Source organism: Acuticoccus kandeliae, assembly GCF_003073115.1.
Genome location: NZ_QBBV01000003.1, coordinates 679736 through 704565 on the forward strand (window position 1 = coordinate 679736; position 24830 = coordinate 704565).

Below are 24830 nucleotides of genomic sequence, written 5' to 3' on the forward strand. Positions count from 1 at the left end.
CCGGAACGAACAAATTAGCAACCTCTGCGGATCAGGCAGCGCGCGAACGGCGGGGATCCTGGCGGAAAGTGCGTTCCGCACGTGCGCCGCTGCGTCCGGCAATAGCGCACCTCCTCGCCGCGCGTGAACTCGAATCGCGGCACGCGCGGCCGGCAGACGGTGGTCACCCGGCACGCCTCGCGCCACCCGCCGGCCGAGGTCGACCCGCGGCAGACGATCTCGCCGACCCGGCACCCGGCTTCCGCCGGTGCGACCCATGCCGCCATGCAGGCGACGAACAGGAATAGATAAAGCAGGCGACCGATCAATATTCCCTCCATCACCGGAGGGAGAGTGGCCGATCATGATGCGCTCGGCTACAGAAATTAAAATTGAAAATTAGTTCAACTGCGCGATGAGCATGAAGATGCCAAATAATATCGGCTGGTGGATCAAATAAATCAAAAGACTATTGCGGCCGAGTGCCATTATCGCGTTCCAGAACGCCCCCGGATCGGCGATGCGGGCCGTCTGCGGGACGAGCCTTGCGAAGGCGACGCCGAACAGCGTCGCGGAGAACCAGGGGAAGATCGGCTCGTAGTCGAAGGCGAAGGGCCCCGTCTCGGCGAGGCCGAGCGCGTAGAAGAACGGCCCGTCGAAGATCGGGCTCGAATAGAGGTTCGGCAGGACGAGGACAAAGGCCGCCACCGCCAGCGTGATCCAGGCCGGCAGGCGCAGGAAGGGGAGGGCGAGCACGCTGAAGGTCGCGATCGCGTGGAGGATGCCGAAATAGATCGGCACGGGCATCGCGAAGGCGGTGCCGATGGTCACGAGCGCCGCCGCGCCCGCGATCACGAGGAAGCGGATCAGGAAGGAACGCCAGCGGATCCCCGCCCCGTGCGCCACGACGAGGCTGACCCCGACGAGGAACAGGAAGGTGCTCGCGATGCTCGCGGCGAACGTGCGCCAGCCGGTCCCGTAGGAGACCGGCCAGTCGACGTAGCCGAAGAAGAGAAGGTCGAACGCGCCGTGGTAGATCACCATGGCGATGATCGCGAGGCCGCGCGCCGCGTCGAGCCAGAGGATGCGCGGGCGCCGGGGGCCCGCGCGCCGGGTCAATATCGCCACGCCTCCGCCTTCGCGAGCAGGAAGTCGCGGAACGCCTGGACGCGGGCGGAATTCCGAAGCTCCTCCGCGTAGACGAAATAGAGTTCGTAGGACGGCGCTTCGGCGCCGAGATCGATCTGCACGAGATCGCCCTCGGTCTCGAGCACGAAATCCGGCAGGACGCCGAGCCCGGCCCCGCCGGCGACCGCGTAGCGCAGCGCCAGGATGTTGTTGATCCGCACCGTCGCGTTGCGCGGATTGTCGGTCGGGCGGCCCGCCGTCTCCAGCCAGTTCAACTCGCGCAGATAGGCGGGCGGGTTGGGGCCGAAGGCGCAGATGCGGTGCTGGTCGAGATCCTCCAGCGTGCGCGGCGTGCCGTACGTGTCGATATAGCTCTGCGACGCGTAGACGTGGAAGTGCACGGTGAAGAGGCGGCGCTGGACGAGGTCCGGCTGGACCGGTTGACGCCAGCGGATCGCGATGTCCGCCTCGCGCATCCCGATATCGAGCTCGTTGTCGTCGAAGATCAGCGAGAGCTGGACGTCGGGATAGAGCTCCACGAAATCGCCGATGCGCGCGCACAGCCAAGAGGAGCCGAGCGCGATCGTCGTCGTCACGCGCAGGATGCCGCGGGGGTGGTCGCGCGAATCGAGGAGCGCGCCTTCCACGAGCTGAAGCTCGCGGGCGATCTCGCTCGTCGTGCGATAGAGCCGCTCGCCCTGCTCGGTCAGGAGCAGGCCGCGCGCGTGGCGATGGAACAGCGGGACGCCGATCTGCATCTCCAGCGCGTGGACCTGGCGGCTCACCGCGGACTGGCTGATGTTCAGATCCTCACCCGCATGGGTGAAGCTGCCCTTCTGCGCCGCCGCGTGGAAAACTCTCAGCTTGTCCCAATCCATGGGCCGCCTCCATCAACCCATGGGGGGTCGCGAAAATCTCGGATCGTCCTGCCTCATGCCGCCAACGTCTCCTTGCTGGCGGACACGGGGTTGGCGGCGAGGAAGCGCTCGGCTTCGAGCGCGGCCATGCAGCCCATGCCGGCCGCGGTGACGGCCTGGCGGAACACTTCGTCGCTGACATCGCCCGCGGCGAAGACGCCCGGCACGCTGGTCGCCGTCGAATCGGCCTCGGTCCAGACATAGCCGGACGGGCGCAGCCGGAGCTGGTCCTTCACGAGTTCGGTCGAGGGCTGGTGGCCGATCGCGACGAAAATGCCGTCGACCGGGATCGAGCGCTCCTCGCCCGTCTTGGTGTCGCGGATGCGCGCGCCGGTGACGCCCAGCGGCGTGCCGCCGCCCTCAACATCGATCAGCTCCGCGTTCCAGACCATCTCGATCTTCGGGTGCGCGAACAGGCGGTCCTGCAGGATCCGCTCGGCGCGCAGCGAGTCGCGGCGGTGGACGAGCGTCACCTTCGAGGCGTGGTGGGTGAGGTAAAGTGCTTCCTCGACCGCGGTGTTGCCGCCGCCGATCACCACGACCTCCTTGCCGCGATAGAAGAAGCCGTCGCACGTCGCGCAGGCCGAGACGCCGAAGCCCTTGAACTGCTCCTCGGTCGGCAGGCCGAGCCACTTCGCCTGCGCGCCGGTCGCGATCACCACCGCGTCGGCCACATATTCGGTGCCGCTGTCGCCCTTCAGGCGGAAGGGGCGCTGCGAGAGGTCCGCCTCGAGGAGGTGGTCGTAAACCATCTTCGTGCCGACATGCTCGGCCTGGGCGCGCATCTGCTCCATCAGCCAGGGGCCCTGGATGACGTCGGCGAAGCCCGGATAGTTCTCGACATCCGTCGTGATCGTCATCTGCCCGCCGGGCTGGATGCCCGCGACGAGCACCGGCTCCAGCATCGCGCGCGCCGCGTAGATCGCCGCCGTGTAGCCGGCCGGACCCGAACCCACGATGAGGAGCTTTGTCCTGACGGTCTCCACCATGATGCGTGTTCTCCTCGTCCAGCTCGTCAGTTGCGCTCGATTGCGGTCGGCCCGATGGAGGCCGACTTGATCGCCATCAAATGCGGTCCTGCGCATCCTCCAGCAACCCTAATGATGCACGCAAGGTATCAGCTATTGTGTCCGCTGCATCGAGCGGGTCGTATTTCCACGATTTTAGGCTCCCGTCGAACCATTGCATGGCGCCGTGTTCCACGAGCCCGTCATAAAACGTGTCGAATTTCGCCTTGCCGCCCGGCAGGCGCCAGCCATAGGCGGGTTTGCCGGTCGCGACGACATCGCTCAGCATCGCGAAGGAATCGGCGGTGACGACGAACGCGTCCGCCTTCTCGAGGATCCCCGCATAGGCGATTGACGCGCCGACGGGGGCGCTCGTCTGCGGCATCATGGCGTCCACGAAGAGCGCACCCCCGTCCGCGAGCGTCTCGCGCAGGATCGCGCTCTGCGCCGCGCCGGTGCGGCGCGAGGTGGTGACGAGAAGGCTCGCATCGTGCGTGTCGGCGAAGGCGGCGAGGCGGGCGGCGAGCTCGTGCGCCTCGTCGGGTCCGAAGCGGTGCGACCGGCTCGCTCCGCCAATGAGCACGCCGACGCGGGGCGGCGAAAGGTCCGGCCGCACCGTATCGATCCAGGCCGCGCCCTCTCGTCGCTCCTCCGGCGTCACCGCGGAGGGGGCGGTCAGCGTCTCCAGCCGGTTGCGGCGCGCGTAGCCGAGCGAGGTGCGGTCGTGGAGCGGGGCCCAGACGAAGTCGAACTCGTTCGGCCGCCACAGCACGGGCTGCAACACCGCGACGCAGGGGCGCGGCGCCGGCCGCCGCGCGATGGCGCGGGCAAAGCGCAGGCTCTGCCGCCCCGCGCCGATCACCAGCGCCGGGGCGATCGCGGCGACGTCCGCCCACACCGCGTCCGGATCCTCACGCCCGTCGACCGTGCGGATTGTGGTCTCAAGCCCCAGGCGACGGGCGATGGCGAGCGCCTGGCGCTCGTGCCCTTTCTTGCCTTTGGCTGAAATGATCAAACACCGGGACATGGCTTGTGGCATCAAAATACGCGGGACTGTACGTGCCGAGAGCTTGACCTGTCTCAAGAGGGACACAAGTCCTCATACGACATGACACGTCGCTCATCTCATTTGTGCGGAAAGTGCCCTTTAACCCATGAAAGTTCGTCTTGATTCTGTCGATTGGAAGATCCTCGCGGCTTTGCAGGCCAATGGCAGGATCACCAATGTGGAGCTTGCCCGGCGCGCCGGGATCTCGGCACCCCCTTGCCTGCGGCGGGTGCGGGCGCTCGAGCAGGGCGGTATCATCAAAGGGTATCGCACGCTGATCGACGAGAAAGAACTCGGCTACGACCTGACGGCGTTCGCGTTCGTCGGCCTCAAGAACCAGACCGAAGCCGAACTCGTGCGCTTCGAGGAGCAGGTCCGCCAGTGGTCGGTCGTGCGCGAGGCGTGGATGGTGTCGGGCGAAGTGGATTTCATCCTCTTCTGCATCACCGACACGCTGCGCTCGTTCCAGAATTTCATCATCGAGACGCTCACCTCCGCCGAGAATGTGGAGAGCGTGCGCACCTCGCTGACGATCCGCCAGTCGAAGTCCGAACCGCGGGTTCCGATGGCGAATGTCGGCGCGGAGGACGACGGCAAGGCCCAGTTCGAGCCGGCCTGAACGGCAGGGGCCGCCCCGGCGGCCTCAGCGCCAATGGTCGAGGAAGGAGAGGATCCCGCTCGCGCGCAACGGCGTGATGGTGAGGGTCCCGTTCTCCGCGAGCGAGAGGTTGAGGCGCGCCGTCTGGGCGAGCGTGCGCACCCGCTCCGACTGCAGCACCACTTCGAGAAGCCCTTCGGCGCTCGCCGAGATCACGATGGAGGCCTCGTGCCGCCGCGCAGTCACGATGCTGCCGGACGGGGCGCGCGCGGCCATCGACAGGAGGACGAGGCGCAGGAGGTGGGCCTCCGCGTCGGGCGGGGCCTCCGACAGCGGCGTGTCGTCCTCGCTGACGAGGAGGATCGCGGCGTCCGTCACGAGGCGGCGCACCTCGCGCACGGCCTGCTCCAGCGGCGATCCGGGCTTGCGGGGCGTCGGCTCGGCGGCGGCCGAGGGAGCGAGGTCGGCGAGCACCGGGTGGAAGACGAGGCAGGCGAGCCCCCCGTCCAAGAGCGCACCGGCGCTCACATGATAGGCCTTGCCGTCGAGGCGGATCGCGTGCGGGCTCTCGGCACACCCGTCCGACAGGCAGAAGGACATCTCGATCAGGTTGAGGACGAGGCTGCGGTCGGCGGCCGAGAGGCGCTCGTCGAGCCGGGCCTCGTCGCCGTTGATCGCCCGGAAGGCGCTGTTCGAGACCGAGACGGTGCCCGCGACGGTGACGAGCGCCACCGGATCGGGGTTCGCGTCGAGGAGGGAGGCGAGCGGGTCGCGGCGTGCGGCGGCCTTCGCGGCCCCGGCCTTCTCCGCTTCGCCGCGCTGCAGCGGCAGGACGGTGATCAGCATCGCCCGGCCGCGCGCCCAGTCGCTCGCCGCCATCGTGACCTTGGCGTGGAAGGTGGCGCCGGCGGCGGTGGTCATCACCATCATGCCCTCCTCCCCGGCGATGCCGCCATGGAAGAGGGCGCCGAGCCCGCCCGCGGCCTCCAGCACGTTGCAGGACGAGTAGCCGAACAGCGTCACCGCCGTCTTGTTCATGAAGGCGAGGGAATTGCGCGTGACGACGAGGATCGCGACGGGGACGCGGTCGAGAAGGGCGGCGGCGCGCGGGTCGGCGGGGGCGACGTCGAGGGTCGAGCCCGTCTGGGGCGCGCCGGAAACGGTTTCCTCCGCCTGCGTCACCATGTCGCCAGCGAAGCGCGCGCCCAGCGATTTGGCGATGTAGCGATAAGCATCCGCCTCGGGTCGCGACATCCGATCGACGTCGATATGTGCCTCCCGTCCCTCCATGGCGGACCCTTTCTCTCCTCCTGCGCGACGCAACAGCGGACCATCAGTGGCCGAAGTGTGCTTCTATTGCGTTAAGAGAAAAAGTCCGACCCTCGGCCGGGCCATTTGCGGTTGCAAAAGAAAAATGTTGCACCGCACAAAAGACCAACTATGTTTGGTCCTGACGGCGGTGATTGGCCGCAGTCGAAGGCGCCACGCTGGTGGCGGCGCCACAATTTGTGGAGGAGGGTCAAATGTCGACCAACGAGAATCTGCCCAGCCCGGACACGGTTGCCGAACAGACCTTCGTGGCCGCTCAGAAGGCGACCGAGGAGTTTGCGTCAGTGTTACCCGGGACGGATGCCCCAAACATGGTCCGCGAGATGGCAGTGCAGGGCATTGCAGCGGCCCGCAATGTGTATGAAACCGCGCGTAATGCAGCAGAGGAAGCGACGGACATGATGGAAGATACCTACGAGAACGCCCGCAAGTCGTTCACCGAGATGAACCTTAAGCTCATCGATCAGGCCCAGGCCAACGCCGACCGCGTTTTTGCCTTCGCCAAGGAAGTCGCTGGCGCCAAGACCGTCTCCGAGGCGGTTGAACTGCAGACCAAGTTCGCGCGTGAGCAGTTTGAGGCCTTCGCCAGCCAGGCTCGCGAGCTTCAGGAAACCGCTCAGAAGCTGGCCAGCGAGACCGCCGGCCCGATGAAGGACGCCTGGGAAAAGGCGACCAACAAGTTCAACGCGTAAGTCCGGCGCGGCGCCGTTCACCTGACATACAGGTGAAGGGCTGCACCTGACGGTTCGAGCGGGGGCAGTTTTGTGGATGCGTCCTGCCCCCCTCCACCAGAAACGCGCGTCGGGCCTTCCCGACGCGCTTTTTTTGTGCCAAGACGCCGATCACGCTATCGATGCGTCCCCGGGCCGACGTAGCTCAGCTGGTTAGAGCGCTGGATTGTGGATCCAGAGGTCCCTGGTTCGAACCCAGGCGTCGGTACCATTCAAGCCCCATTCCCCGTTTCTCGCGCCGCAACAGCGGCCACGGTCTTTTCCCGCCGCGACGGCGCCGTCTCCACGCGAGGCGATTGAACGCGCGCCGATTTCGGTTCAGGGAGAAGGCGCACGTCCGGCGGTCGCGCGCGGTGTCTTTTGCGCCGATGCTGTGTACAGCCACGCCGGCGTTGCCATAGTTTGTGAGCGAGAAGAGGGCCGGACCCACCGGCCGGGGGAGGCCCAGTGGCACACTATCTCACGATCGAAGACCTGCGCGTGCGCCACCACAGCCGCACGCCGAAGATGTTCTACGACTACGCCGATTCCGGCTCCTACACGCAGGGCACCTATAACGAGAACGAAAGCGCGTTCGCCGGCATCAAGCTGCGCCAGCGCGTCGCCCGCAACATCGACCATCGCGACCTGTCGGGGACGATCCTCGGCAAGCCGGCCTCGCTGCCGCTCTATCTCGCCCCCGTCGGCATGACGGGGATGCAATATCCGGACGGCGAGATCCACGCCGCGCGCGCGGCCGAGAAGTTCGGCATCCCCTTCACGCTTTCGACGATGAGCATCTGCTCCATCGAGGACGTGGCGGCCAACACCACCAAACCCTTCTGGTACCAGCTCTACGTGATGCGCGATCGCGGCTTCGTGTCCGACATGATCGCGCGCGCCAAGGCGGCGGGCTGCGCGGCGCTCGTCCTCACGCTCGACCTTCAGATCCTCGGCCAGCGCCACAACGACCTGCGCAACGGCCTCTCCGCGCCGCCGAAGATGACGCCGCAGGTGATCCTCGACCTCATGCGCCACCCGGCCTGGTGCCTCGGGATGCTCGGCACGAAGCGGCGCACCTTCGGCAACATCGTCGGTCACGCGCCGGGGGTGACGTCGATGTCCTCGTTGGTGGAGTGGACCCACTCCCAGTTCGACCCCTCGCTCGACTGGTCGTCCGTCGAGTGGATCAAGTCGCAGTGGGACGGGCCGCTGATCCTGAAGGGCATCGGCGACGTGGAGGACGCGAAGATCGCGGTGCAGACCGGCGCCGACGCGATCACCGTGTCGAACCATGGCGGCCGCCAGCTCGACGGCGCGCCGGCCTCGATCCACATGCTGCCGCAGATTGCCGAGGCGGTCGGCGACAAGATCGAGATCCATTTTGACGGCGGGATCCGCTCCGGACAGGACGTCCTGAAGGCGCTGGCGCTCGGCGCCGACGTCTGCTCCATCGGCCGCGCCTACATCTACGGGCTCGGCGCGATGGGCGAGGCGGGCGTCACGCGCGCGCTGGAGATCATCCGCAAGGAGATGGACATCACGATGGCGCTGTGCGGGGAGACGAAGCTCACCGATTTCGGCCCGCACAATGTCTGGGGCGGCGTGCCGCGCCCGGTGCCGCTCACCGCCGACCTCGAGCGCGTCTCGCTCGAGGGTGTCGGCGCCGCCTGACGCGGACGGTCGACGGGGCGGGCGCGGCCCGCCCGGGCCTCCCGGAGGCCTACTTCACCTCTTCGCTGGGATACACACCCCAAAGTTGGCGCTGCGGGACGACGCCGCGCCAGCCCTTGCCCGAGATCGAGCACCACGATCCGTCGCAGCGATCGACATTGCCGAGCACATTGGGTTGCAAATAGGCAACCGGGTGCGCCGAAGCTTTCGCCTCGGCGCGCAGCGGGACGTTCTCGTTCTGGCTCCAGGGGCTGACGAGGACCGTGCGGCGGCCCGACAGGAGCGACTGGTGGACCCAGCCTTCCTCGCCGTCGGCGTCGCGCACCTGGCGCCAGTTGCCGAACTCGCGCACGATCTCCACCGGGAGCCCGGACTTGGTGAACGTCCAGACGACCTTGTGATTGAAGGACGGGCCGACCCGCACGTTCACCTCGGATGAGGAGAGGCTGACGAAGCGCGGCAGGGGCAGACCGCTCGCCCCGCGCTCCAGCGCCTCGGCCGCCGAAGCGGCGCCGGACGACAGGGTGAGGGCGGCAAGCGTGGTGGCGAACGCCATGGCGGCCCAGCGCGGCGCACCACGAAATCCGATCCGTTTCATAGGAGCCTCGATCTCTTGAGGGCCATAAGCTGCCACGGCCGGGTTGCGCGATCGTTACCGATCTGCGAACCACGTTCGCCGGTCCGAGGAGATCGCCATGGGGGACAGTGTCATCGTCACGCGCCGTCTGCCGGAAACGGTGGAGGCCCGCATGCGTCAGCTCTTCGACGTGCGCCTCAATGAGAGCGACAGGCCGCTGACGCAGGCCGAACTCGTCCAGGCCGTGCGCGAGGCGCGCGTTCTGGTGCCGACCATCACCGACCGTATCGACGCGAGCGTGCTGGAGCAGGCCGGCCCCGATCTCGGCCTCATCGCCAATTACGGGGCGGGGACGGACCATATCGACCTCGACGCGGCGAGCGCGCGCGAAATCGACGTCTCGAACACGCCGGGCGTCCTCACCGAGGACACGGCCGACATGACGATGGCGCTGATCCTGTCGCTGCCGCGCCGCGTGGTGGAGGGCGTGCGCGTCATCGAGGAGCAGCGCTTTCCCGGCTGGTCGCCGACCTGGATGCTCGGCCACCGCGTCTCGGGCAAGCGAATCGGCATCGTCGGGATGGGTCGGATCGGCGCGGCCGTCGCCCGCCGCGCCCGCGCCTTCGGCATGGCGGTCCACTATCACAACCGCCGCCCCGCTGCGCAGAGCGTCGCCGAGCCCCTCGGCGCGACCTACTGGCAGAGCCTCGACCAGATGCTGGCGCGGATGGATTTCGTGTCGATCCATTGCCCGCACACGCCCGCGACATTCCATCTCCTCTCGGCCCGCCGCCTCGCCCTCATGCGGCCCGAGTGCATTCTCGTGAACCTTGCCCGCGGTGAGATCGTTGACGAGGAGGCCCTCATCCGGCAGCTCGAGGCCGGCGCCCTCGCGGGCGCGGCGCTCGACGTGTTCGAGCGCAGACCCGCGATCGACGAGCGGCTTCTGAAACTGGCTCGGGAGGGCAAGGCGCTCCTTCTGCCGCACATGGGGTCCGCCACCATTGAGGGGCGGATCGATATGGGGGAGAAGGTCATCGTGAACATCCGGACCTTCCTCGATGGCCACCGCCCGCCCGACCTCGTCCTCCCCCATTCCGGTGGCGTTCACCCAACGCTCATGGTTTGACGGGCAGGTAGGTGTGTACGTCCGAGTCTGAATTTGTCTCTATTTGTCCTTCCACACGATCCGTCTGAGAGGAAACCGCTCATGCTTGCGACCGTCACGACCAGCCGCGCTCGAGGAGTGGGGCTTGTGTGCATCCTGACGCTCGCCCTCGCCGGCTGCTTCTCCTCCAGCCAGCGCCGCGCTCCCGCTCCGATCCAGGCCGCGCCGTCCGCGCCGGTCCAGTCGGCCGAGCTCGCGCCGCCGCCGCAGCCCGTCGCGCCCGTCGCGCCGGTCGCCGAAGCGCCGCTGCCGGCAGAGACGCAGACGGCCGCCGCCCCGCCCGCATCGAGCGGCGTGTCGGTCGGCCGCACCGACCTTCTCGGCGGCTGGACGCTCTCCTCGGGCGGTGAGACCTGCCAGCTCTTCATGTCGCTGACGACGTGGACGGGCGGCTATCGCGCCTCGACGCGCGGCTGCTCCTCGCCGCAGCTCTCCGGCATCAGCGCGTGGGACCTCAGCGGCAACACCGTCACGCTGAAGGGCGGCGACGGGGCGAACACCGTCGCGACGCTGACCGCGAGCCAGCCCCAGCAGTTCAACGGCTCGACCACCGGCGGCGCCGGCATCACCGTCTCCCGCTAATCTCGCGGGCAGCGGGCAGCGGGCAACGGGGCGCGCCGCGCCCGGACGACCTGGCCGGACCGATAGGGGCCCGGCCGCTGCGGTAAGCGCTCCGTCGCGAGGGACCGCCATGCTCGACCATATCGAGATCCACGTGCGCGACATCGAGAAGGCCCGCGCCTTCTATGATTCGGCGCTCGCCCCCCTCGGCCTGCGGATCGTGATGTCCGTTACCCCGCAGGAGAGCGGCGGCACCACGCGCTACGGCTACGGCAGGCGCGCCCATCCGGACTTCTGGATCAGCGACCTCGCCCCGGCCTCGACCGGCGTCCACATCGCCTTCACCGCGCCCGACCACGCGACCGTCTCCGCCTTCTACGCGGCGGCAATGGAGGCGGGCGGGCGCGACAACGGGCCGCCCGGCCCGCGCCTCCACTATCACCCCGCCTACTACGCGGCCTTCGTGCTGGATCCGGACGGAAACAACATCGAGGCCGTCCACTTCCCCGCCGCGGGCTGAGATGGGACCGGGCACGGACGGCATGCCGCGTCCGGTGCTGGCGACCGCGCGGCTCGACCTCACCCCGCCGGCGCGCGCCGATGCGGCGGCGATCGTCCGCCTCGTCGGTGATCTGGAGGTGAGCCGCTGGCTCCTGCGCGTCCCGCACCCTTACGAGCACGCCGATGCGGTCTTCTATCTGGAACGGGTCGCGCCGACCGAATGCGCCGTGGCGCTGCGCCGGCGCGAGGATGGAGCATTTCTCGGGATCATGAGCCTCACCCCGAACGGGCCGGGCGCGTGGGAGCTCGGCTATTGGATCGGCCGGCCCTTCTGGGGGGCGGGCTATGCGAGCGAGGCGGCGCGCCGTCTCGTCCCCTTCGGATTCGAGGCGCTCGACGCCGACCGCCTCACCGCCGGCTATTTCGCCGGCAATGCGCGATCGGCGGGCGTTCTTGAAAAGCTCGGCTTCGTCGCGGCCGGGCGCTCGCGATGCGTCCCGGTCGCGACGGGGGACGAGATCGAGAAGATCGATCTCGCCCTGCCGCGGGCCCGCTGGGAGGCCCGTCCCGTCAGAGGATGAAGCGCGACAGGTCCGCGTTCGCCGCGATGTCGGACACCATGCGGTTCACGTGCGCCCGGTCGATCACCAGCGTCTCGCCGGACCGGTCGGTCGCGGTGAAGGAGATCTCGTCGAGCACGCGCTCCATCACCGTCTGGAGACGCCGCGCGCCGATATTCTCAACCGTCGCGTTGATATCCACCGCGATCTCGGCGATCGCGTCGATGCCGTCTTCGGTGAAGTCGAGCGTCACGCCCTCGGTCGCGAGCAGCGCCGAGGACTGCTTGATCAGCGAGGCTTCCGTCTCGGTGAGGATCGAGCGGAAATCCTCCTTGGTCAGCGGCTGAAGCTCCACGCGGATCGGCAGGCGGCCCTGCAACTCCGGCAGGAGGTCGGACGGCTTCGAGACGTGGAAAGCACCGGACGCGATGAAGAGGATATGGTCCGTCTTCACCTGGCCGTGCTTCGTCGCGACGGCGGTCCCTTCGACGAGCGGCAGGAGGTCACGCTGCACGCCCTCGCGGGAGACGTCGCCGCCCATCCGGTCGGAGCGCACGGTGATCTTGTCGATCTCGTCGAGGAAGACGATGCCGTTCTGCTCGACCTGGCGCAGCGCCTCCTTGATGAGCTTCTCCTGGTCGATGAGCTTGTCCGACTCCTCGGCGATCAGAAGCTCGTAGCTGTCGCGCACGCTGGTGCGGTGGGACTTCTTCTGCCCGCCGAACGCCTTGCCGAACATCTCGCCGATATTCATCACGCCGATATTGGCGCCGGGCATGCCGGGGATGTCGAAGCTCGGCATCTGGGGCGTCGCGACGATCTCGACCTCGATCTCGCGGTCGTCGAGCTCGCCGGCGCGCAGGCGGCGGCCGAACGATTCGCGCGTCGCGGGCGAGGCCGACTTGCCGACGAGCGCGTCGAGCACCCGCTCCTCGGCGGCGAGGTGGGCGGTCGCCTGCACTTCCTTGCGGCGACGCTCGCGCACCTGGGTGATGCCGATCTCCACGAGGTCGCGCACGATCGATTCCACGTCGCGGCCGACATAGCCGACCTCGGTGAACTTCGTCGCCTCGACCTTGATGAAGGGCGCGTTGGCGAGCTTGGCGAGGCGGCGGGAGATCTCCGTCTTGCCGACGCCGGTGGGGCCGATCATCAGGATGTTCTTCGGCATCACCTCTTCGCGAAGATCCTCCGAGAGCTGCTGCCGGCGCCAGCGATTGCGCAGCGCGATGGCGACCGCGCGCTTGGCGTCCTTCTGACCGATGATGAACCGGTCGAGCTCGGAGACGATCTCGCGTGGGGAAAAATTCGTCATGGATGTCCTTTCCTCCAGCGTGCCTTGGGCCCCGCCGGATGCCGCCCGAAGCGCGGCCTTCTCGATCCTCAAGCCTCGTCGAGCGTTTCGACGATCAGCTGGTCGTTCGTGTAGACGCAGATCTCGGCGGCGATGGCCATCGCGCGGCGCGCGATTTGTTCGGCGCTCATGTCCGTGTCGGCGAGCGCACGGGCGGCCGAAAGGGCGTACATGCCGCCCGAGCCGATGCCGGCGATGCCGTGCTCGGGCTGGAGAACGTCGCCATTGCCGGTGATGACCAGCGTCTCGGTCTTGTCCGCGACGATCATCATCGCTTCGAGATGTCGCAGATAGCGATCCGTCCGCCAGTCCTTCGCGAGCTCCACGGCGGCGCGCATGAGCTGGCCGGGATATTGTTCGAGCTTGCGCTCCAGCCGCTCGAGCAGCGTGAAGGCGTCGGCCGTCGCACCCGCGAAGCCGGCGATCACGTCACCCTTGCCGATGGTGCGGACCTTGCGGGCCGTGCCCTTGATGACGGTCGGCCCCATGGAAACCTGGCCGTCGCCCGCGACCACAACCTTCCCGCCCTTGCGGACGGTGAGGATCGTGGTGCCGTGCCACGGCGCTTCTGTCGTGTTTGTCATACTCAACCTGTATCGTGTGCTAGTCATATGGTTCGCAGGATAAAGGCGCGCAACGAGGCGGGATGGCCGCGCGGACCTGGGCATTTTGTGCCCTGGTTGGAATGAGGCGGCCGCTGCTAGACCGACCGTCGGATTGCAACGAGGCTGCGGCCCCGCTTCTGGAGGCTCTATGGGACACGGGCATCATCACCACCATGTCGACCCGGAGGCGGGCGACCGGCGCGTCGCCCTCGCGGTGCTCGTCAATGTCGGCCTCACGGTCGTGCAGGTGGTGGGCGGCGTCCTCGCCGGCTCGCTCTCCCTCGTCGCCGACGCGCTCCACAATTTCTCCGACGCGATCTCGCTGGTGATCGCCTTCGGCGCGCGCAAGATCGCCCGCCGCCCCGCCAACTCCGACATGACCTTCGGCTATGGCCGGGCGGAGGTGGTCGCCGCGCTCATCAACTACACGACGCTCATCGTGATCGGCCTCTACCTCGTCTACGAGGCGGTGATGCGCTTCTTCGAGCCGGAGCCGGTGGCCGGGTGGATGATCGTGATCATCGCCGGCGTCGCGCTGGTGATCGACGTCGCAACCGCGCTCCTCACCTTCTCGATGTCGAAGTCGAGCGCGAACATCCGCGCGGCCTTCCTCCACAATGTCGCCGATGCGCTCGGCTCGATCGGCGTCATCATCGCGGGCACGCTGATCATCCTGTTCGGATGGCAGCTCGTCGACCCGCTCGTGACGCTGATGATCGCGGGCTACATCCTGTGGCAGGCCTTCAGCGAGATCGGCGGGGTGATCCGCATCCTGATGCTCGGCAGCCCGCCCGACATGGCCTCCGAGGACGTCGTCGACGGGATCCGCGCGGTCGACGGGGTGATTGACGTCCACCACACCCATTTCTGGTTGATGAACGAGCACGAGGCCTCGCTCGACGCGCACATCATGATCGAGTCGGGCGCCTGGTCGCGGGCCGATGCGATCAAGCTGGCGGTGAAGTCGATGCTGGCCGAGCGGTTCGGGATCGAGCACGCGACGCTGGAGCTCGAGTGCGCGGCCCATCCGTGCAGCGACCGGACCGTGTTCGGCCATGGCGAGACGAGCGGCGCGCATCCCGACCACGCGCACGACCACCCGGACCATGACCACGATCATGGCGCGGCGGGGCACAGCCACGGGGCGCGGCCGGCGACGGCGTCACATTGAGGGAGAGGGGTGGGGCGAGGGGCCCCGCGTCACCGTCGGCCGAGCGACGGGCTCAGGCGGCGACGGACGAGCGCTCGGCGGCGGAGCGGTAGAGCCAGACGCGGGCCGGCGGCAGGTTGCCGATCACCCAGCGCGAGGTCGACCAGGTGATGCCCACGAGGTCCTTCACGGCCGGCACCAGCGCGTAAGAGAACTGGATGAAGGGCGCGCCCGGCGCCATCAGCCGCATCGCGTCCGACAGGAGCGCCTGACGCTCCGGCAGCGGCCGCGTGAAGAGGGGCAGGCCCGAGACGACCGAGGCGATCGGCGGGTTGCCGAGGGTCGCCATCGTCTCGCTGAGCGCATAGGCGTTGCCGTTGACGACGGTCGCGCCCGGAAAGCGCTGGCGCAGAAGCTCGCAGAAATCCGGCGAATATTCGATGAGGACGAGGCGTTCGGCCGGCACGCCGCGCTCGAGCAGAGCCTGCGTCACCGCGCCGGTACCTGGTCCGAGTTCCACGATCACGCCCGGCCGGTCGGCCTCGACATGATGGGCCATCAGCCGTGACAGCTCCTGGCTCGACGGGGCGACCGCGCCAGTCTTCAGCGGGTTGCCCGCCCAGTTGCGCAGGAAGCGTGCCTCGTCGATCACGCGAAGCTGCAGCTTGCGCAGCTTCTGCCGCGTCGTGTCGGAGGGGCGAAGGTCGGTCTCGACGCGGCTTGCGAGGTTGCGCAACTCGCTGAGGAGCCGCAGCTCGCGCGTTCGCATCCCGTCATCGCCGGCGGACGCGGGCTTCTGTCTCAACGCCTGGATCTCGGCCGAGAGGCGAAGCTGCATTTCCTTGGCGCGTTGGCGGGCTGCATCGATCATGGGTTAGGCTCCGAGGCTGCGCGTCATCCGGCGCAAAAGCAAAAAACGCTATTGGCTGAGATTGTCAAAGAACTCTTTAGCACGAGAGAAGAACCCATGACTCTCGGGATGGTTCTCCGTCGATGACAATTCCTCGAACTCGGTCAGCAGCTCGCGCTGGCGACGGGTGAGATTCTGCGGTGTCTCGACAACGACCTGGATGTACATGTCGCCCTTTTGTGATGACCGCATGACGGGCATCCCCTTGCCGCGCAAGCGGAATTGGCGACCGGTCTGGGTCGATTCCGGAATCTTCACGCGCGCCTTCTCGCCGTCGATGGACGGCACCTCGATCGTGCCGCCGAGCGCGGCGCGGGCCATCGAGATCGGAACGCGGCAATAAAGGTCGGACCCCTCGCGCTGGAAAAAGTCGTGCGCGCGGATGGAGAGGAAAATGTAGAGGTCGCCCGAAGGACCGCCCATGAGGCCGGCCTCGCCCTCGCCCGCGAGGCGGATCCGGGTGCCGTCCTCGATCCCGGACGGGATGTTGACCGAGAGGTCGCGCTCCTGGGCGACACGGCCCGCGCCACCGCAATTGTGGCAGGGGTCGCGCACGACGGTGCCGCGGCCCTGGCAGGAGACGCAGGTCCGTTCCAGGGTGAAGAAGCCTTGCGCCACGCGGATGCGGCCCGTCCCCGAGCAGGTCGGGCAGGTGACGGGGCTCGATCCCGGCTCGGCGCCGGAGCCCTCGCAAACCTCGCAGGTGGCCGATGTCGGGACCTTGATCTCGACGGTCTTGCCGTTGAAGGCGTCCTCCAACGAGATTTCGAGATTGTATCGCAGGTCCGATCCGCGCTGGCGTCCGCCCGCGCCGGTCCGGCCACCGCGTCCACCGCCGCCGCCGAAGAACTCGTCGAAGATGTCGGACATGGCCGACGCGAAGTCGTTGCCGAAACCGGGGCCGGCCCGGCCGTCGATTCCGGCATGTCCGAACCGGTCATACGCCGCGCGCTTCTGCGGGTCCCGCAGAACCTCGTAAGCCTCGGTGACTTCCTTGAAGGTGAGTTCCGCTTCGGCATCCCCCGGATTGCGGTCGGGGTGATACTGCATGGCGAGCTTGCGATAGGCTGACTTCAGGCTCTTCTCGTCCACCGAGCGTGGCACGCCGAGGAGCTCGTAATAATCACGCTTTTCTGTCGATGCCATGGAGTTCAAAAATAAGTGGCGCCTGAGCGCCGCGATGTCGTGGAAAGGGCCGTCTGGAGGTTCCAAACGGCCCTTGGCGATGATTACGCCGAGCGCTTGCGCTCGTCGTCCTGGACCTCTTCGAAGTCCGCGTCAACAACATCGTCCTGCTGACCGGGGCCCTCGGCGTCCGGGCCCGCGCCGTCGTCGCCAGACTGGCTGGCGTTGTACATGGCCTCGCCGAGCTTCATGGAAGCCTGGGCGAGCGCCTGGGTGCGCTGCTCGATCGCGGCCGCGTCCTCGCCTTCCAGCGCGGACTTGAGGTCGGCGATCGCGCCCTCGACCGTGGACTTGTCGGAGGCGGCGATCTTGTCGCCATTCTCCGAGATCATCTTCTCGGTCGAGTGGATGAGCGCCTCGGCCTGGTTCCGGGCCTCGACGAGCGCACGGCGGCGCTTGTCTTCCTCGGCGTGGCTCTCGGCGTCCTTCACCATGTTCTCGATGTCGGAGTCGCTGAGACCGCCCGAGGCCTGGATCCGGATCTGCTGCTCCTTGCCCGTGCCCTTGTCCTTCGCGGAGACGTTCACGATGCCGTTGGCGTCGATGTCGAACGTCACCTCGATCTGCGGCACGCCGCGGGGCGCGGGCGGGATGCCCACGAGGTCGAACTGGCCGAGCAGCTTGTTGTCGGCCGCCATCTCGCGCTCGCCCTGGAACACGCGGATCGTCACCGCCGACTGCGAGTCCTCAGCCGTCGAGAAGACCTGGGACTTCTTCGTCGGGATCGTCGTGTTGCGGTCGATCAGGCGGGTGAAGACACCGCCGAGCGTCTCGATGCCGAGCGACAGCGGGGTCACGTCGAGGAGCAGAACGTCCTTCACGTCACCCTGGAGCACGCCGCCCTGGATCGCGGCGCCGATGGCGACGACCTCGTCCGGGTTCACGCCCTTGTGGGGCTCCTTGCCGAAGAAGGCCTTCACCTTCTCCTGGATCTTCGGCATGCGCGTCATGCCGCCGACGAGGACGACCTCGTCGATCTGACCGGCGGAGAGCTCGGCGTCCTTCAGGGCCGCGCGGCACGGGCCCATGGTGCGCTCGACGAGATCCTCGACAAGCTGCTCGAGCTTGGCGCGGGAGAGCTTCATGGTCAGGTGCTTCGGACCGGTCTGGTCGGCCGTGATGAAGGGCAGGTTCACCTCGGTCTGCGTCGCGGACGACAGCTCGATCTTCGCCTTTTCAGCGGCCTCCTTGAGGCGCTGCAGCGCGAGCTTGTCCTTGCGCAGGTCGATGCCCTGCTCCTTTTTGAACTCGTCGGCGAGATAGTCGAGGATGCGGATGTCGAAATCCTCACCGCCGAGGAACGTGTCACCGTTCGTCGACTTCACCTCGAACACGCCATCGCCGATCTCGAGGATCGACACGTCGAACGTGCCGCCGCCGAGGTCGTAGACCGCGATGGTCTTGCCGTCCTTCTTGTCGAGACCGTAGGCGAGGGCGGCCGCCGTCGGCTCGTTGATGATGCGAAGCACCTCAAGGCCGGCGATCTTGCCCGCGTCCTTCGTGGCCTGACGCTGGGAGTCGTTGAAGTAGGCCGGAACCGTGATGACGGCCTGCGTGACGGTCTCACCGAGATAGGCCTCGGCGGTTTCCTTCATCTTCTGGAGGATGAAGGCGGAAATCTGGCTCGGCGAATAGGACTTGCCGCGCGCCTCGACCCAGGCGTCGCCGTTGTCGGCCTTCACGATCTTGTAGGGGACGAGATCCTTGTCCTTCTGCGCGGTCGGATCGTCGTACCGACGGCCGATCAGGCGCTTCACGGCGAACAGGGTGTTCTCGGGATTGGTGACAGCCTGGCGCTTGGCGGGCTGGCCGACGAGGCGCTCACCATCCTCGGTGAACGCGACCATCGACGGCGTCGTGCGCATCCCTTCGGCGTTCTCGATGACTTTGGCGTTCTTGCCATCCATCACCGCGACGCACGAATTGGTGGTGCCCAAGTCAATGCCGATGACTTTGCTCATGGATACTCCTTCATGGCGGACCGGTGAGACCCCTAAGGCGTCCCGTGTGTCGCGAAACCGGCCCCCGGGTTCGCGTGGCTTCAGAATTCGGAGTGCGACAAACTCCGTACCAAGGGCAGATATAAGGCCAAGGGCCTAGCACACAAGTCGGTGAACGCCTTCCTCAACGGTGGATTTCACCGCGCGCGGCCTATTCGACCGCGGTGACGTGAACCGAAACGCTCACCTTCGGCGAGATCCAGCTTCCGCCGGGATCGTTCTGCTCGCCGATCTGGAATGCCATCCGATCGAGCTCGACCGTGCCGTCCGCGACCGCCCGTCCGTCCGCGATGGCGAGCGTGAAGGGCAGCGTCACGGGCACGGTCTTCCCGCGCAGGGTGAGCGTGCCCTCGGCTAGGTAGGAACCGTCGGCCGCCGCCGCAATCGTCTGCGACTCGAAGCGCGCGCCGGGGTCGGTCGCGACCGCGAACCCATCCGCGCCGGTGAGCTGGCTCGCGGTGACGGCCGTGCCCTCAACCGTGGCGCTCGAAAGGTCGAGATCGACGGCGATCGAGGAGCCTTCCAGATTGTCCGGATCGAAGCGGATGTCGGTCGTGAAGGCGCCGATCGCGCCGTTCACCGGCGATCCCTGGAAGGTGAAGGCGAAGCCGACGCTGCTCTCCTCAGGCACCAGCGTCCACGCCGTGACGGCGCCGTCCTCGGCCACCGCTGGCGCCACGCTTTCAGCCGTCGCGGCAGGCGCGGCGGGGGTCGCGCCGGCGCTCTCGCTCCCGCCCCCTCGCACGAGCGTCGCGACGCCGATCATGGCGCCGGCGAAGAGCAGCGTGACGAGGATCGTCGGCACGTAGCCGAAGGCGCGGCGCGCCCCGTCCCCGCCCGAGAGGAACGACATGCGGCGCAGATAGGACCCGTCCGCGAACTGGTGCTTCAGCGCGCCCGCGATGTGGAGGAGGACGAGGGCGCCCATCGCGTAGCCGAGGATCTCGTGCGTCTCGTCGATGATCCCGGTCAGCGAGCGCCGGTCCTCCAGCGCCAGCGCGTCGAGGCCGGGCAGGTTCGGCCAGGGCAGGTGCGCGTTGAAATAGAGGATCGTCTCCACCTGGACCGGCGTCACCGAGATGAGGATCCAGCCCGACAGCGGGATCACGAGGAGGAGGAGGTAGAAGATCCAGTGGACCGCGTGCGCGGCCCACGCCTCGAGGCGGCTCACCGATGCCGGTTCGGCCGGCGGCGCGTTGAAGAGGCGCCACATGATGCGCGCGACCGTCAGCACCAGGACGCTGATCCCGAAGCTCTTGTGGAGCTGGAAGACGTCATATTGCAGCGGCGAGCCCTCGGCGATGAGGCTCCCCATCGCGTACCCGCTCGCGATCTGGAGGATCACGAGGATCGCGATCACCCAATGGAGGAGGATCGCCCCTGCCGTGTAGCGGGAGGAGCGGAAGGGCGGGGCAGCGGTGGTCGTCACGGGCGAGGCATCCTGCATTGTGGCGTCAAGCGTCGCCGGCCGGGCCGCGACGCCGGCCAAAATAGATGCGAGCGCCGCGCCACTTGATCACAACGCCATGAGGATTGTCGGCCAGAACGCCGCACGCGCGCCGGCTCAAATGTAGCCGAGCTTCGTCATCAGGCGCTGATAGCGGCGCGTGAGGAAGGTCTGCGCCTCCTCGGAGAGGTGGGTCTTGTAGTTGCCGGGCGTCACCTGGCGCACGTGCGCGTTCGGGTTCTCGCGCTCGGGGCGGATGTCGTGCTTGGCCGCGATCCGCGTCCGCTCCTCGGCGGGGAGGTCGACCGCGCAATAGTCGCAGATCTTGTCGACGAGGAGGGGCTTGTCGAAGATCACGTCCTCGTAGCGCAGCACCTCCATGTTCTCGAAATTCTCGGAGTGCTCGATGAAGAGCTTCAGGTTGTTGATGACCGGGTTGACCTTCCCCTTCATCACGTAGGCCGAGACCTCCTGGGACAGCGCCGTCTCGCGCAGCTTGAGGATCTCCTCGCGCGCCGTTCCCTGGCGCGGCAGCACGTGGCTGCGGCTCATGGAGAAATAATAGGAGACGGCGATGTCGCGCGGGTCGCGCACCAGGAGGAGCTTCCGCGCCGTCCGGTACTGGCGCACGAAGGAGAGCATCCAGGGCGCGCGGAAGCCGCCGAACACGTAGCCCTTCAGCTCCAGGAGCTGCATCGCCTCGAGCGGGCAGTCGTCGAGCACGACGCCGCGGCGGAACATCGCGGGTTCGAGCTCGATCTGCGGCCGGCCGCCCGCGGCGCAGATGTCGCGCACCATGCGGTGGAGGAGGGTGGATCCGGCCTTGTGGACCGACAGGAAGTAGACGGACTCGAACGCGCCCGGCTCAGCGAGGTCGACCTCGAACTCGGTGCCGTCGAGCGCCACGAATTTGCGTATCACGGTGTTGTCCACTCCAGCGTCGTCCGCCGACGGGGCGGGGCGCGGCGTCCGCCACGCATCCGTCCCGTCGTGCGATCGCGTTTAGCGAGGAAAGGATCCCGCGCGCAATCGATCCGCGCGCCGCGCCGGTGCGGCGCGGCGGCGGGGGAGGTGGTCGGGGCGGGTCAGTCCCCGCCGCCGGCGCTCGTGTCGGCCGCGCTCTTGCCGCCGCCCTTGGCCTTGGTGCCGGCCTTCGTGGCGGCCTTGGGCTTCGCGGTCTTCGTCGTCTTCGCCTTGGTCTCGCCCTTCGCGGCGGACTTGGCGGTCTTCGTCTCGCCGGCCTTCGCCTTGCGGGCCGGGGCCTTCGGCGCCTTGCCGGCCTTCGCCTCGATGAGGGCGACGGCCGCCTCCAGCGTGATCGTCTGCGGATCGGTGCCCTTCGGCAGCGTCGCATTGACCTTGCCGTGGTTCACGTAGGGGCCGTAGCGGCCCTCGCGCACCGTGATCTCGCCGCCCGAGGGATGCTCGCCGAGCGACTTCAGCGCGGTCGGGGTGCGGCCGAAGCCCTTCCCCTCCTTGCGCTCCGCGATCAGCGTCACCGCCCGGTTGAGGCCGATCTCGAAGACCTCCTCGATCGATTCCAGCTTGGCGTACTTGCCCTGGTGGAGGAGGAACGGACCGTAGCGCCCGAGACCCGCCTGGATCGGCTCACCCGTCTCCGGATGCGCGCCGACCTCGCGCGGCAGGTCGAGAAGGCTGACCGCCCGCTCCAGCGTGATCTCCTCGGCGGTCCAGCCGCGCGGCAGCGAGGAGCGCTTCGGCTTCTCGCCCTCCGCGGCCTCCATCTGCACATAGGGGCCGAAGCGGCCGGTGCGCAGGGACACCTCCATCCCCGTCTGCGGGTGGACGCCGAGCACGACCGGACCCTCCGCCGCCGCCGGATCCTGGTTCGGATCGTCGCCGAGCTGGCGGGTGAAGTTGCACTCCGGATAGTTCGAGCAGCCGATGAACGCGCCATAGCGGCCGTTCTTCAGCGAGAGCTGGCCGCTGCCGCAGACCGGGCAGACACGCGGGTCCGACCCGTCCTCCTTCGGGGGGAAGAGGAGGGGGGCGAGGTCCTCGTTCAGCGCGTCGAGCACGGCGGCGGTGCGCACCTCGAGCACCTGCGAGATCTGGGTGGAGAAATCGTCCCAGAATTCGCGCAGGACCACGCGCCAGTCGATCTGCCCGTCGGAGATCGCGTCGAGCTTCTCCTCGAGATTCGCGGTGAAGCCGTACTCCACATAGCGCTCGAAGAACGACTCCAGGAACGCGGTCACGATCCGGCCCTTCGAGCCGGGGATGAGGCGCTTTTTGTCGAGCGTCACATAATCGCGGTCGCGCAGCGTCGTCAGCGTCGCCGTGTAGGTCGACGGCCGGCCGATGCCGAGCTCTTCCATCTTCTTGATGAGCGTCGCCTCAGTGTAGCGGGGCGGCGGCTCGGTGAAGTGCTGGGACGGCTTCACGGCCTCGCGCGTCAGCGCGTCGTTGGCCGCGATCTTGGGCAGGCGCCCGTCCTCGTCGCCCTCCGGATCGTCGACGCCCTCCTGGTAGACGGAGAGGAAGCCGTCGAAGGTCATGACCGAGCCGTTGGCGCGAAGGCCCATCGACTGGCCGCCGGCGCGGGCGTCGACGTCGACGACGGTGCGCTCGAACTCGGCCGATTCCATCTGGCTCGACACCGCGCGCTTCCAGACGAGGTCGTAGAGGCGGGCCTCGTCGTCGTTGAGGTAGCGCTTCACGTCGGCCGGGGTGCGGAAGACGTCGGTCGGGCGGATCGCCTCGTGGGCCTCCTGCGCGTTCTTCGCCTTCGTCGCGTAATAGCGCGGCTTCTCCGGCAGGTAGGGCTCGCCATAGCGCTTGCCGATGATGGAGCGGATCGAGGCGATCCCCTCCGGCGCCATCTGCACGCCGTCGGTTCGCATGTAGGTGATGAGGCCGACGGTCTCGCCGCCGATATCCACACCTTCGTAGAGCTTCTGCGCCACCTGCATGGTCCGCGCGGAGGAGAAGCCGAGCTTGCGCGAGGCCTCCTGCTGCAGCGTGGAGGTGGTGAAGGGCGGGGACGGGTTGCGCTTCTGCGGCTTCGCCTCGACCGAGGTGACGACGAAGTTGGCCGCCATCAGGTGGTCGACGATGCGCTTGGCGTCGGCCTCGCTCTTGATGCCGAGCCGGTCGAGCCGCTTGCCGTCGACGACCGCGACGCGCGCCTCGAAGGCATCGCCCGCCGGCGTGATCAGCGTCGCGATGACGGACCAATATTCCTGCGCGACGAAGCGCTCGATCTCGTTCTCGCGGTCACAGACGAGGCGCAGCGCGACCGACTGCACGCGGCCGGCCGAGCGGGCGCCCGGCAGCTTGCGCCACAGGACGGGCGACAGGTTGAAGCCGACGAGATAGTCGAGCGCGCGCCGGGCCCGGTAGGCGTCGACGAGGTCGGACTCGATCTCGCGCGGCGCCGCCATGGCGTCGAGCACGGCCTTCTTCGTGATCGCGTTGAAGACCACGCGCTCGACCGGCTGCGACTTCAGCGCCTTCTTTTCCTTCAGCACCTGCAGGACGTGCCAGGAAATGGCCTCGCCCTCACGATCCGGGTCGGTGGCGAGGATCAGCCGGTCGGCGTCCTTCACCGCGCGCGCCAGATCGTTCAGCCGCTTCTGGGCCTTCGCGTCGACCTGCCAGATCATCTCGAAATCATGGTCCGGATCGACGGACCCGTCCTTCGGCGGCAGATCGCGCACGTGACCGTAGGAGGCAATCACCTGATAGGAGCTGCCTAGATATTTGTTGATCGTCTTGGCCTTGGCCGGAGATTCAACAACGACGACGTTCATGCGAATGATTCCCCTTCCGCCGGACCGCACATAGAGATGTGGCCCCCGCAAAGCAAAGACCCTTGAGCGGAAAAGCGTCCTGCACCGCAGATTTGGTCTCGTGCCTGACACAACTAATGGTATATGTTATGCGCGACAAGGTTGAAGTCAGGGTCGCGTCGCACAGTGGATCCCGCCCCGGGCGTCACGGCCTGGCACGCGCCCCACGCGATGGGAAATGGACCGGCCAGAGACAGGATCGCGCAGATGTACGCAGACACGGACGGCGAGGAACACGTCGAGTTGAGGGACACATCGCCGCCGCTCTCGGAGGCGGACGCCGCCGTCTATATCGAGCGGATGTGCACAGAGCTTGCCTCGATCGCGGACCGGAGCGGCCTCGGCTTCCTCGCCTATCTCCTCGAGGTGGCGCGGGAGGAGGCGCTGCTTCACGCCGCACCCGTCGCGGTCGATGGCGGGGCGAGCTTCCGCACCCGCCAGCCGGCGAACAGCAACTGACGGGCGCCTCGCCCGGTCCACAAGCGTCGGGCGAAGCGCGCGACGCGTCACGCTGACACGGCCACCCGCCGGCCCGCGCGCAGGGATCGCGTCCTGCGCGAAGGATGGCGTCGCCCGAACCTGCGGTTAAAATACACGATTGTCATGCGCG

23 protein-coding genes and 1 tRNA gene are annotated in these 24830 nt (G+C 67.6%); 10 read left to right on the forward strand and 14 right to left on the reverse strand.

The window, feature by feature from the left end:
- Nucleotides 1–378: 378 nt before the first annotated feature.
- The 4 genes from DBV35_RS22410 to DBV35_RS22425 form a co-directional block, all read right to left on the reverse strand.
- Nucleotides 379–1107: an acetyltransferase domain-containing protein gene (locus DBV35_RS22410; RefSeq protein WP_157961905.1), complete on the reverse strand. Its 729-nt coding sequence runs from the start codon at nt 1105–1107 to the stop codon at nt 379–381.
- Entirely contained in the window at nt 1095–1985 is an 891-nt protein-coding gene (locus DBV35_RS22415) for a LysR family transcriptional regulator (RefSeq protein ID WP_108662585.1), read from the reverse strand. The genes DBV35_RS22410 and DBV35_RS22415 overlap by 13 nt, the downstream gene beginning before the upstream one ends.
- Nucleotides 1986–2038: 53 nt before the next feature.
- Nucleotides 2039–3013, reverse strand: a complete 975-nt coding sequence (trxB, locus tag DBV35_RS22420; RefSeq protein WP_108662586.1) for a thioredoxin-disulfide reductase — start codon at nt 3011–3013, stop codon at nt 2039–2041.
- 76 nt (nt 3014–3089) lie between these two features.
- The gene (locus tag DBV35_RS22425; protein ID WP_205648802.1) at nt 3090–4058 is read right to left on the reverse strand and encodes a mitochondrial fission ELM1 family protein; all 969 of its coding nucleotides are present in this window, start codon (nt 4056–4058) and stop codon (nt 3090–3092) included.
- 127 nt (nt 4059–4185) lie between these two features.
- On the opposite strand from DBV35_RS22425, the gene DBV35_RS22430 reads away from it, so the two are divergent.
- Nucleotides 4186–4698: an Lrp/AsnC family transcriptional regulator gene (locus DBV35_RS22430; RefSeq protein ID WP_108662588.1), complete on the forward strand. Its 513-nt coding sequence runs from the start codon at nt 4186–4188 to the stop codon at nt 4696–4698.
- A 24-nt stretch (nt 4699–4722) separates the two neighbouring features.
- On the opposite strand, the gene DBV35_RS22435 is transcribed toward DBV35_RS22430, so the two are convergent.
- The gene (locus DBV35_RS22435) at nt 4723–5931 is read right to left on the reverse strand and encodes a PAS domain-containing protein (protein WP_157961907.1); all 1209 of its coding nucleotides are present in this window, start codon (nt 5929–5931) and stop codon (nt 4723–4725) included.
- A gap of 269 nt (nt 5932–6200) precedes the next feature.
- On the opposite strand from DBV35_RS22435, the gene DBV35_RS22440 reads away from it, so the two are divergent.
- The 3 genes from DBV35_RS22440 (at nt 6201) to DBV35_RS22450 (ending at nt 8390) form a co-directional block, all read left to right on the forward strand.
- The gene (locus DBV35_RS22440) at nt 6201–6698 is read left to right on the forward strand and encodes a phasin family protein (protein WP_108662590.1); all 498 of its coding nucleotides are present in this window, start codon (nt 6201–6203) and stop codon (nt 6696–6698) included.
- A gap of 173 nt (nt 6699–6871) precedes the next feature.
- Nucleotides 6872–6948: transfer RNA gene (locus DBV35_RS22445), tRNA-His, on the forward strand.
- Nucleotides 6949–7184: 236 nt separating this feature from the next.
- Nucleotides 7185–8390, forward strand: a complete 1206-nt coding sequence (locus DBV35_RS22450) for an alpha-hydroxy acid oxidase (protein WP_108662591.1) — start codon at nt 7185–7187, stop codon at nt 8388–8390.
- 49 nt (nt 8391–8439) lie between these two features.
- Here the strand turns inward: DBV35_RS22450 and DBV35_RS22455 are convergent, their stop codons facing one another.
- Complete coding sequence (locus tag DBV35_RS22455; protein WP_245944031.1) at nt 8440–8988, reverse strand: SH3 domain-containing protein; 549 nt, start codon at nt 8986–8988, stop codon at nt 8440–8442.
- Between the two features lie 97 nt (nt 8989–9085).
- Here DBV35_RS22455 and DBV35_RS22460 point away from each other — a divergent pair, with 97 nt between their 5' ends.
- The 4 genes from DBV35_RS22460 (at nt 9086) to DBV35_RS22475 (ending at nt 11778) form a co-directional block, all read left to right on the forward strand.
- Nucleotides 9086–10096: a 2-hydroxyacid dehydrogenase gene (locus DBV35_RS22460; protein WP_108662593.1), complete on the forward strand. Its 1011-nt coding sequence runs from the start codon at nt 9086–9088 to the stop codon at nt 10094–10096.
- 81 nt (nt 10097–10177) lie between these two features.
- Nucleotides 10178–10717, forward strand: a complete 540-nt coding sequence (locus DBV35_RS22465; protein WP_108662594.1) for an AprI/Inh family metalloprotease inhibitor — start codon at nt 10178–10180, stop codon at nt 10715–10717.
- Between the two features lie 109 nt (nt 10718–10826).
- On the forward strand, nt 10827–11216 hold the full coding sequence (locus DBV35_RS22470) for a VOC family protein (protein WP_108662595.1): 390 nt from the start codon (nt 10827–10829) through the stop codon (nt 11214–11216).
- A 1-nt stretch (nt 11217) separates the two neighbouring features.
- Nucleotides 11218–11778 carry a GNAT family N-acetyltransferase gene (locus DBV35_RS22475; RefSeq protein WP_108662596.1) on the forward strand — a complete coding sequence of 187 codons (561 nt, stop codon included), beginning with the start codon at nt 11218–11220 and terminating at the stop codon, nt 11776–11778.
- Here the strand turns inward: DBV35_RS22475 and hslU are convergent.
- Nucleotides 11768–13072 carry an ATP-dependent protease ATPase subunit HslU gene (gene hslU / locus DBV35_RS22480; RefSeq protein ID WP_108662597.1) on the reverse strand — a complete coding sequence of 435 codons (1305 nt, stop codon included), beginning with the start codon at nt 13070–13072 and terminating at the stop codon, nt 11768–11770. The genes DBV35_RS22475 and hslU overlap by 11 nt on opposite strands.
- A 68-nt stretch (nt 13073–13140) precedes the next feature.
- On the reverse strand, nt 13141–13695 hold the full coding sequence (hslV, locus tag DBV35_RS22485) for an ATP-dependent protease subunit HslV (RefSeq protein WP_108662598.1): 555 nt from the start codon (nt 13693–13695) through the stop codon (nt 13141–13143).
- Between the two features lie 169 nt (nt 13696–13864).
- Here hslV and DBV35_RS22490 point away from each other — a divergent pair, with 169 nt between their 5' ends.
- Entirely contained in the window at nt 13865–14887 is a 1023-nt protein-coding gene (locus DBV35_RS22490) for a cation diffusion facilitator family transporter (protein WP_108662599.1), read from the forward strand.
- 52 nt (nt 14888–14939) lie between these two features.
- Here the strand turns inward: DBV35_RS22490 and DBV35_RS22495 are convergent, their stop codons facing one another.
- The 6 genes from DBV35_RS22495 to topA all read right to left on the reverse strand — a co-directional run bounded on the left by DBV35_RS22495 (nt 14940) and on the right by topA (nt 24181).
- On the reverse strand, nt 14940–15737 hold the full coding sequence (locus DBV35_RS22495; protein ID WP_342752397.1) for a class I SAM-dependent methyltransferase: 798 nt from the start codon (nt 15735–15737) through the stop codon (nt 14940–14942).
- 48 nt (nt 15738–15785) lie between these two features.
- The gene (dnaJ, locus tag DBV35_RS22500; protein WP_108662600.1) at nt 15786–16922 is read right to left on the reverse strand and encodes a molecular chaperone DnaJ; all 1137 of its coding nucleotides are present in this window, start codon (nt 16920–16922) and stop codon (nt 15786–15788) included.
- Nucleotides 16923–17005: 83 nt separating this feature from the next.
- Complete coding sequence (gene dnaK / locus DBV35_RS22505) at nt 17006–18922, reverse strand: molecular chaperone DnaK (RefSeq protein WP_108662601.1); 1917 nt, start codon at nt 18920–18922, stop codon at nt 17006–17008.
- 190 nt (nt 18923–19112) lie between these two features.
- A complete protein-coding gene (locus DBV35_RS22510; RefSeq protein ID WP_170135011.1) occupies nt 19113–20390 on the reverse strand; it encodes a cytochrome b/b6 domain-containing protein in 1278 nt (425 codons plus the stop codon).
- A 135-nt stretch (nt 20391–20525) separates the two neighbouring features.
- Nucleotides 20526–21329, reverse strand: a complete 804-nt coding sequence (locus DBV35_RS22515; protein ID WP_157961909.1) for a sulfotransferase domain-containing protein — start codon at nt 21327–21329, stop codon at nt 20526–20528.
- 164 nt (nt 21330–21493) lie between these two features.
- Nucleotides 21494–24181, reverse strand: a complete 2688-nt coding sequence (gene topA, locus DBV35_RS22520; protein ID WP_108662604.1) for a type I DNA topoisomerase — start codon at nt 24179–24181, stop codon at nt 21494–21496.
- A gap of 246 nt (nt 24182–24427) precedes the next feature.
- On the opposite strand from topA, the gene DBV35_RS22525 reads away from it, so the two are divergent.
- Nucleotides 24428–24679, forward strand: coding sequence for a hypothetical protein (locus tag DBV35_RS22525; RefSeq protein WP_108662605.1), 252 nt, complete (start codon nt 24428–24430; stop codon nt 24677–24679).
- The last annotated feature ends 151 nt before the right edge of the window (nt 24680–24830 follow it).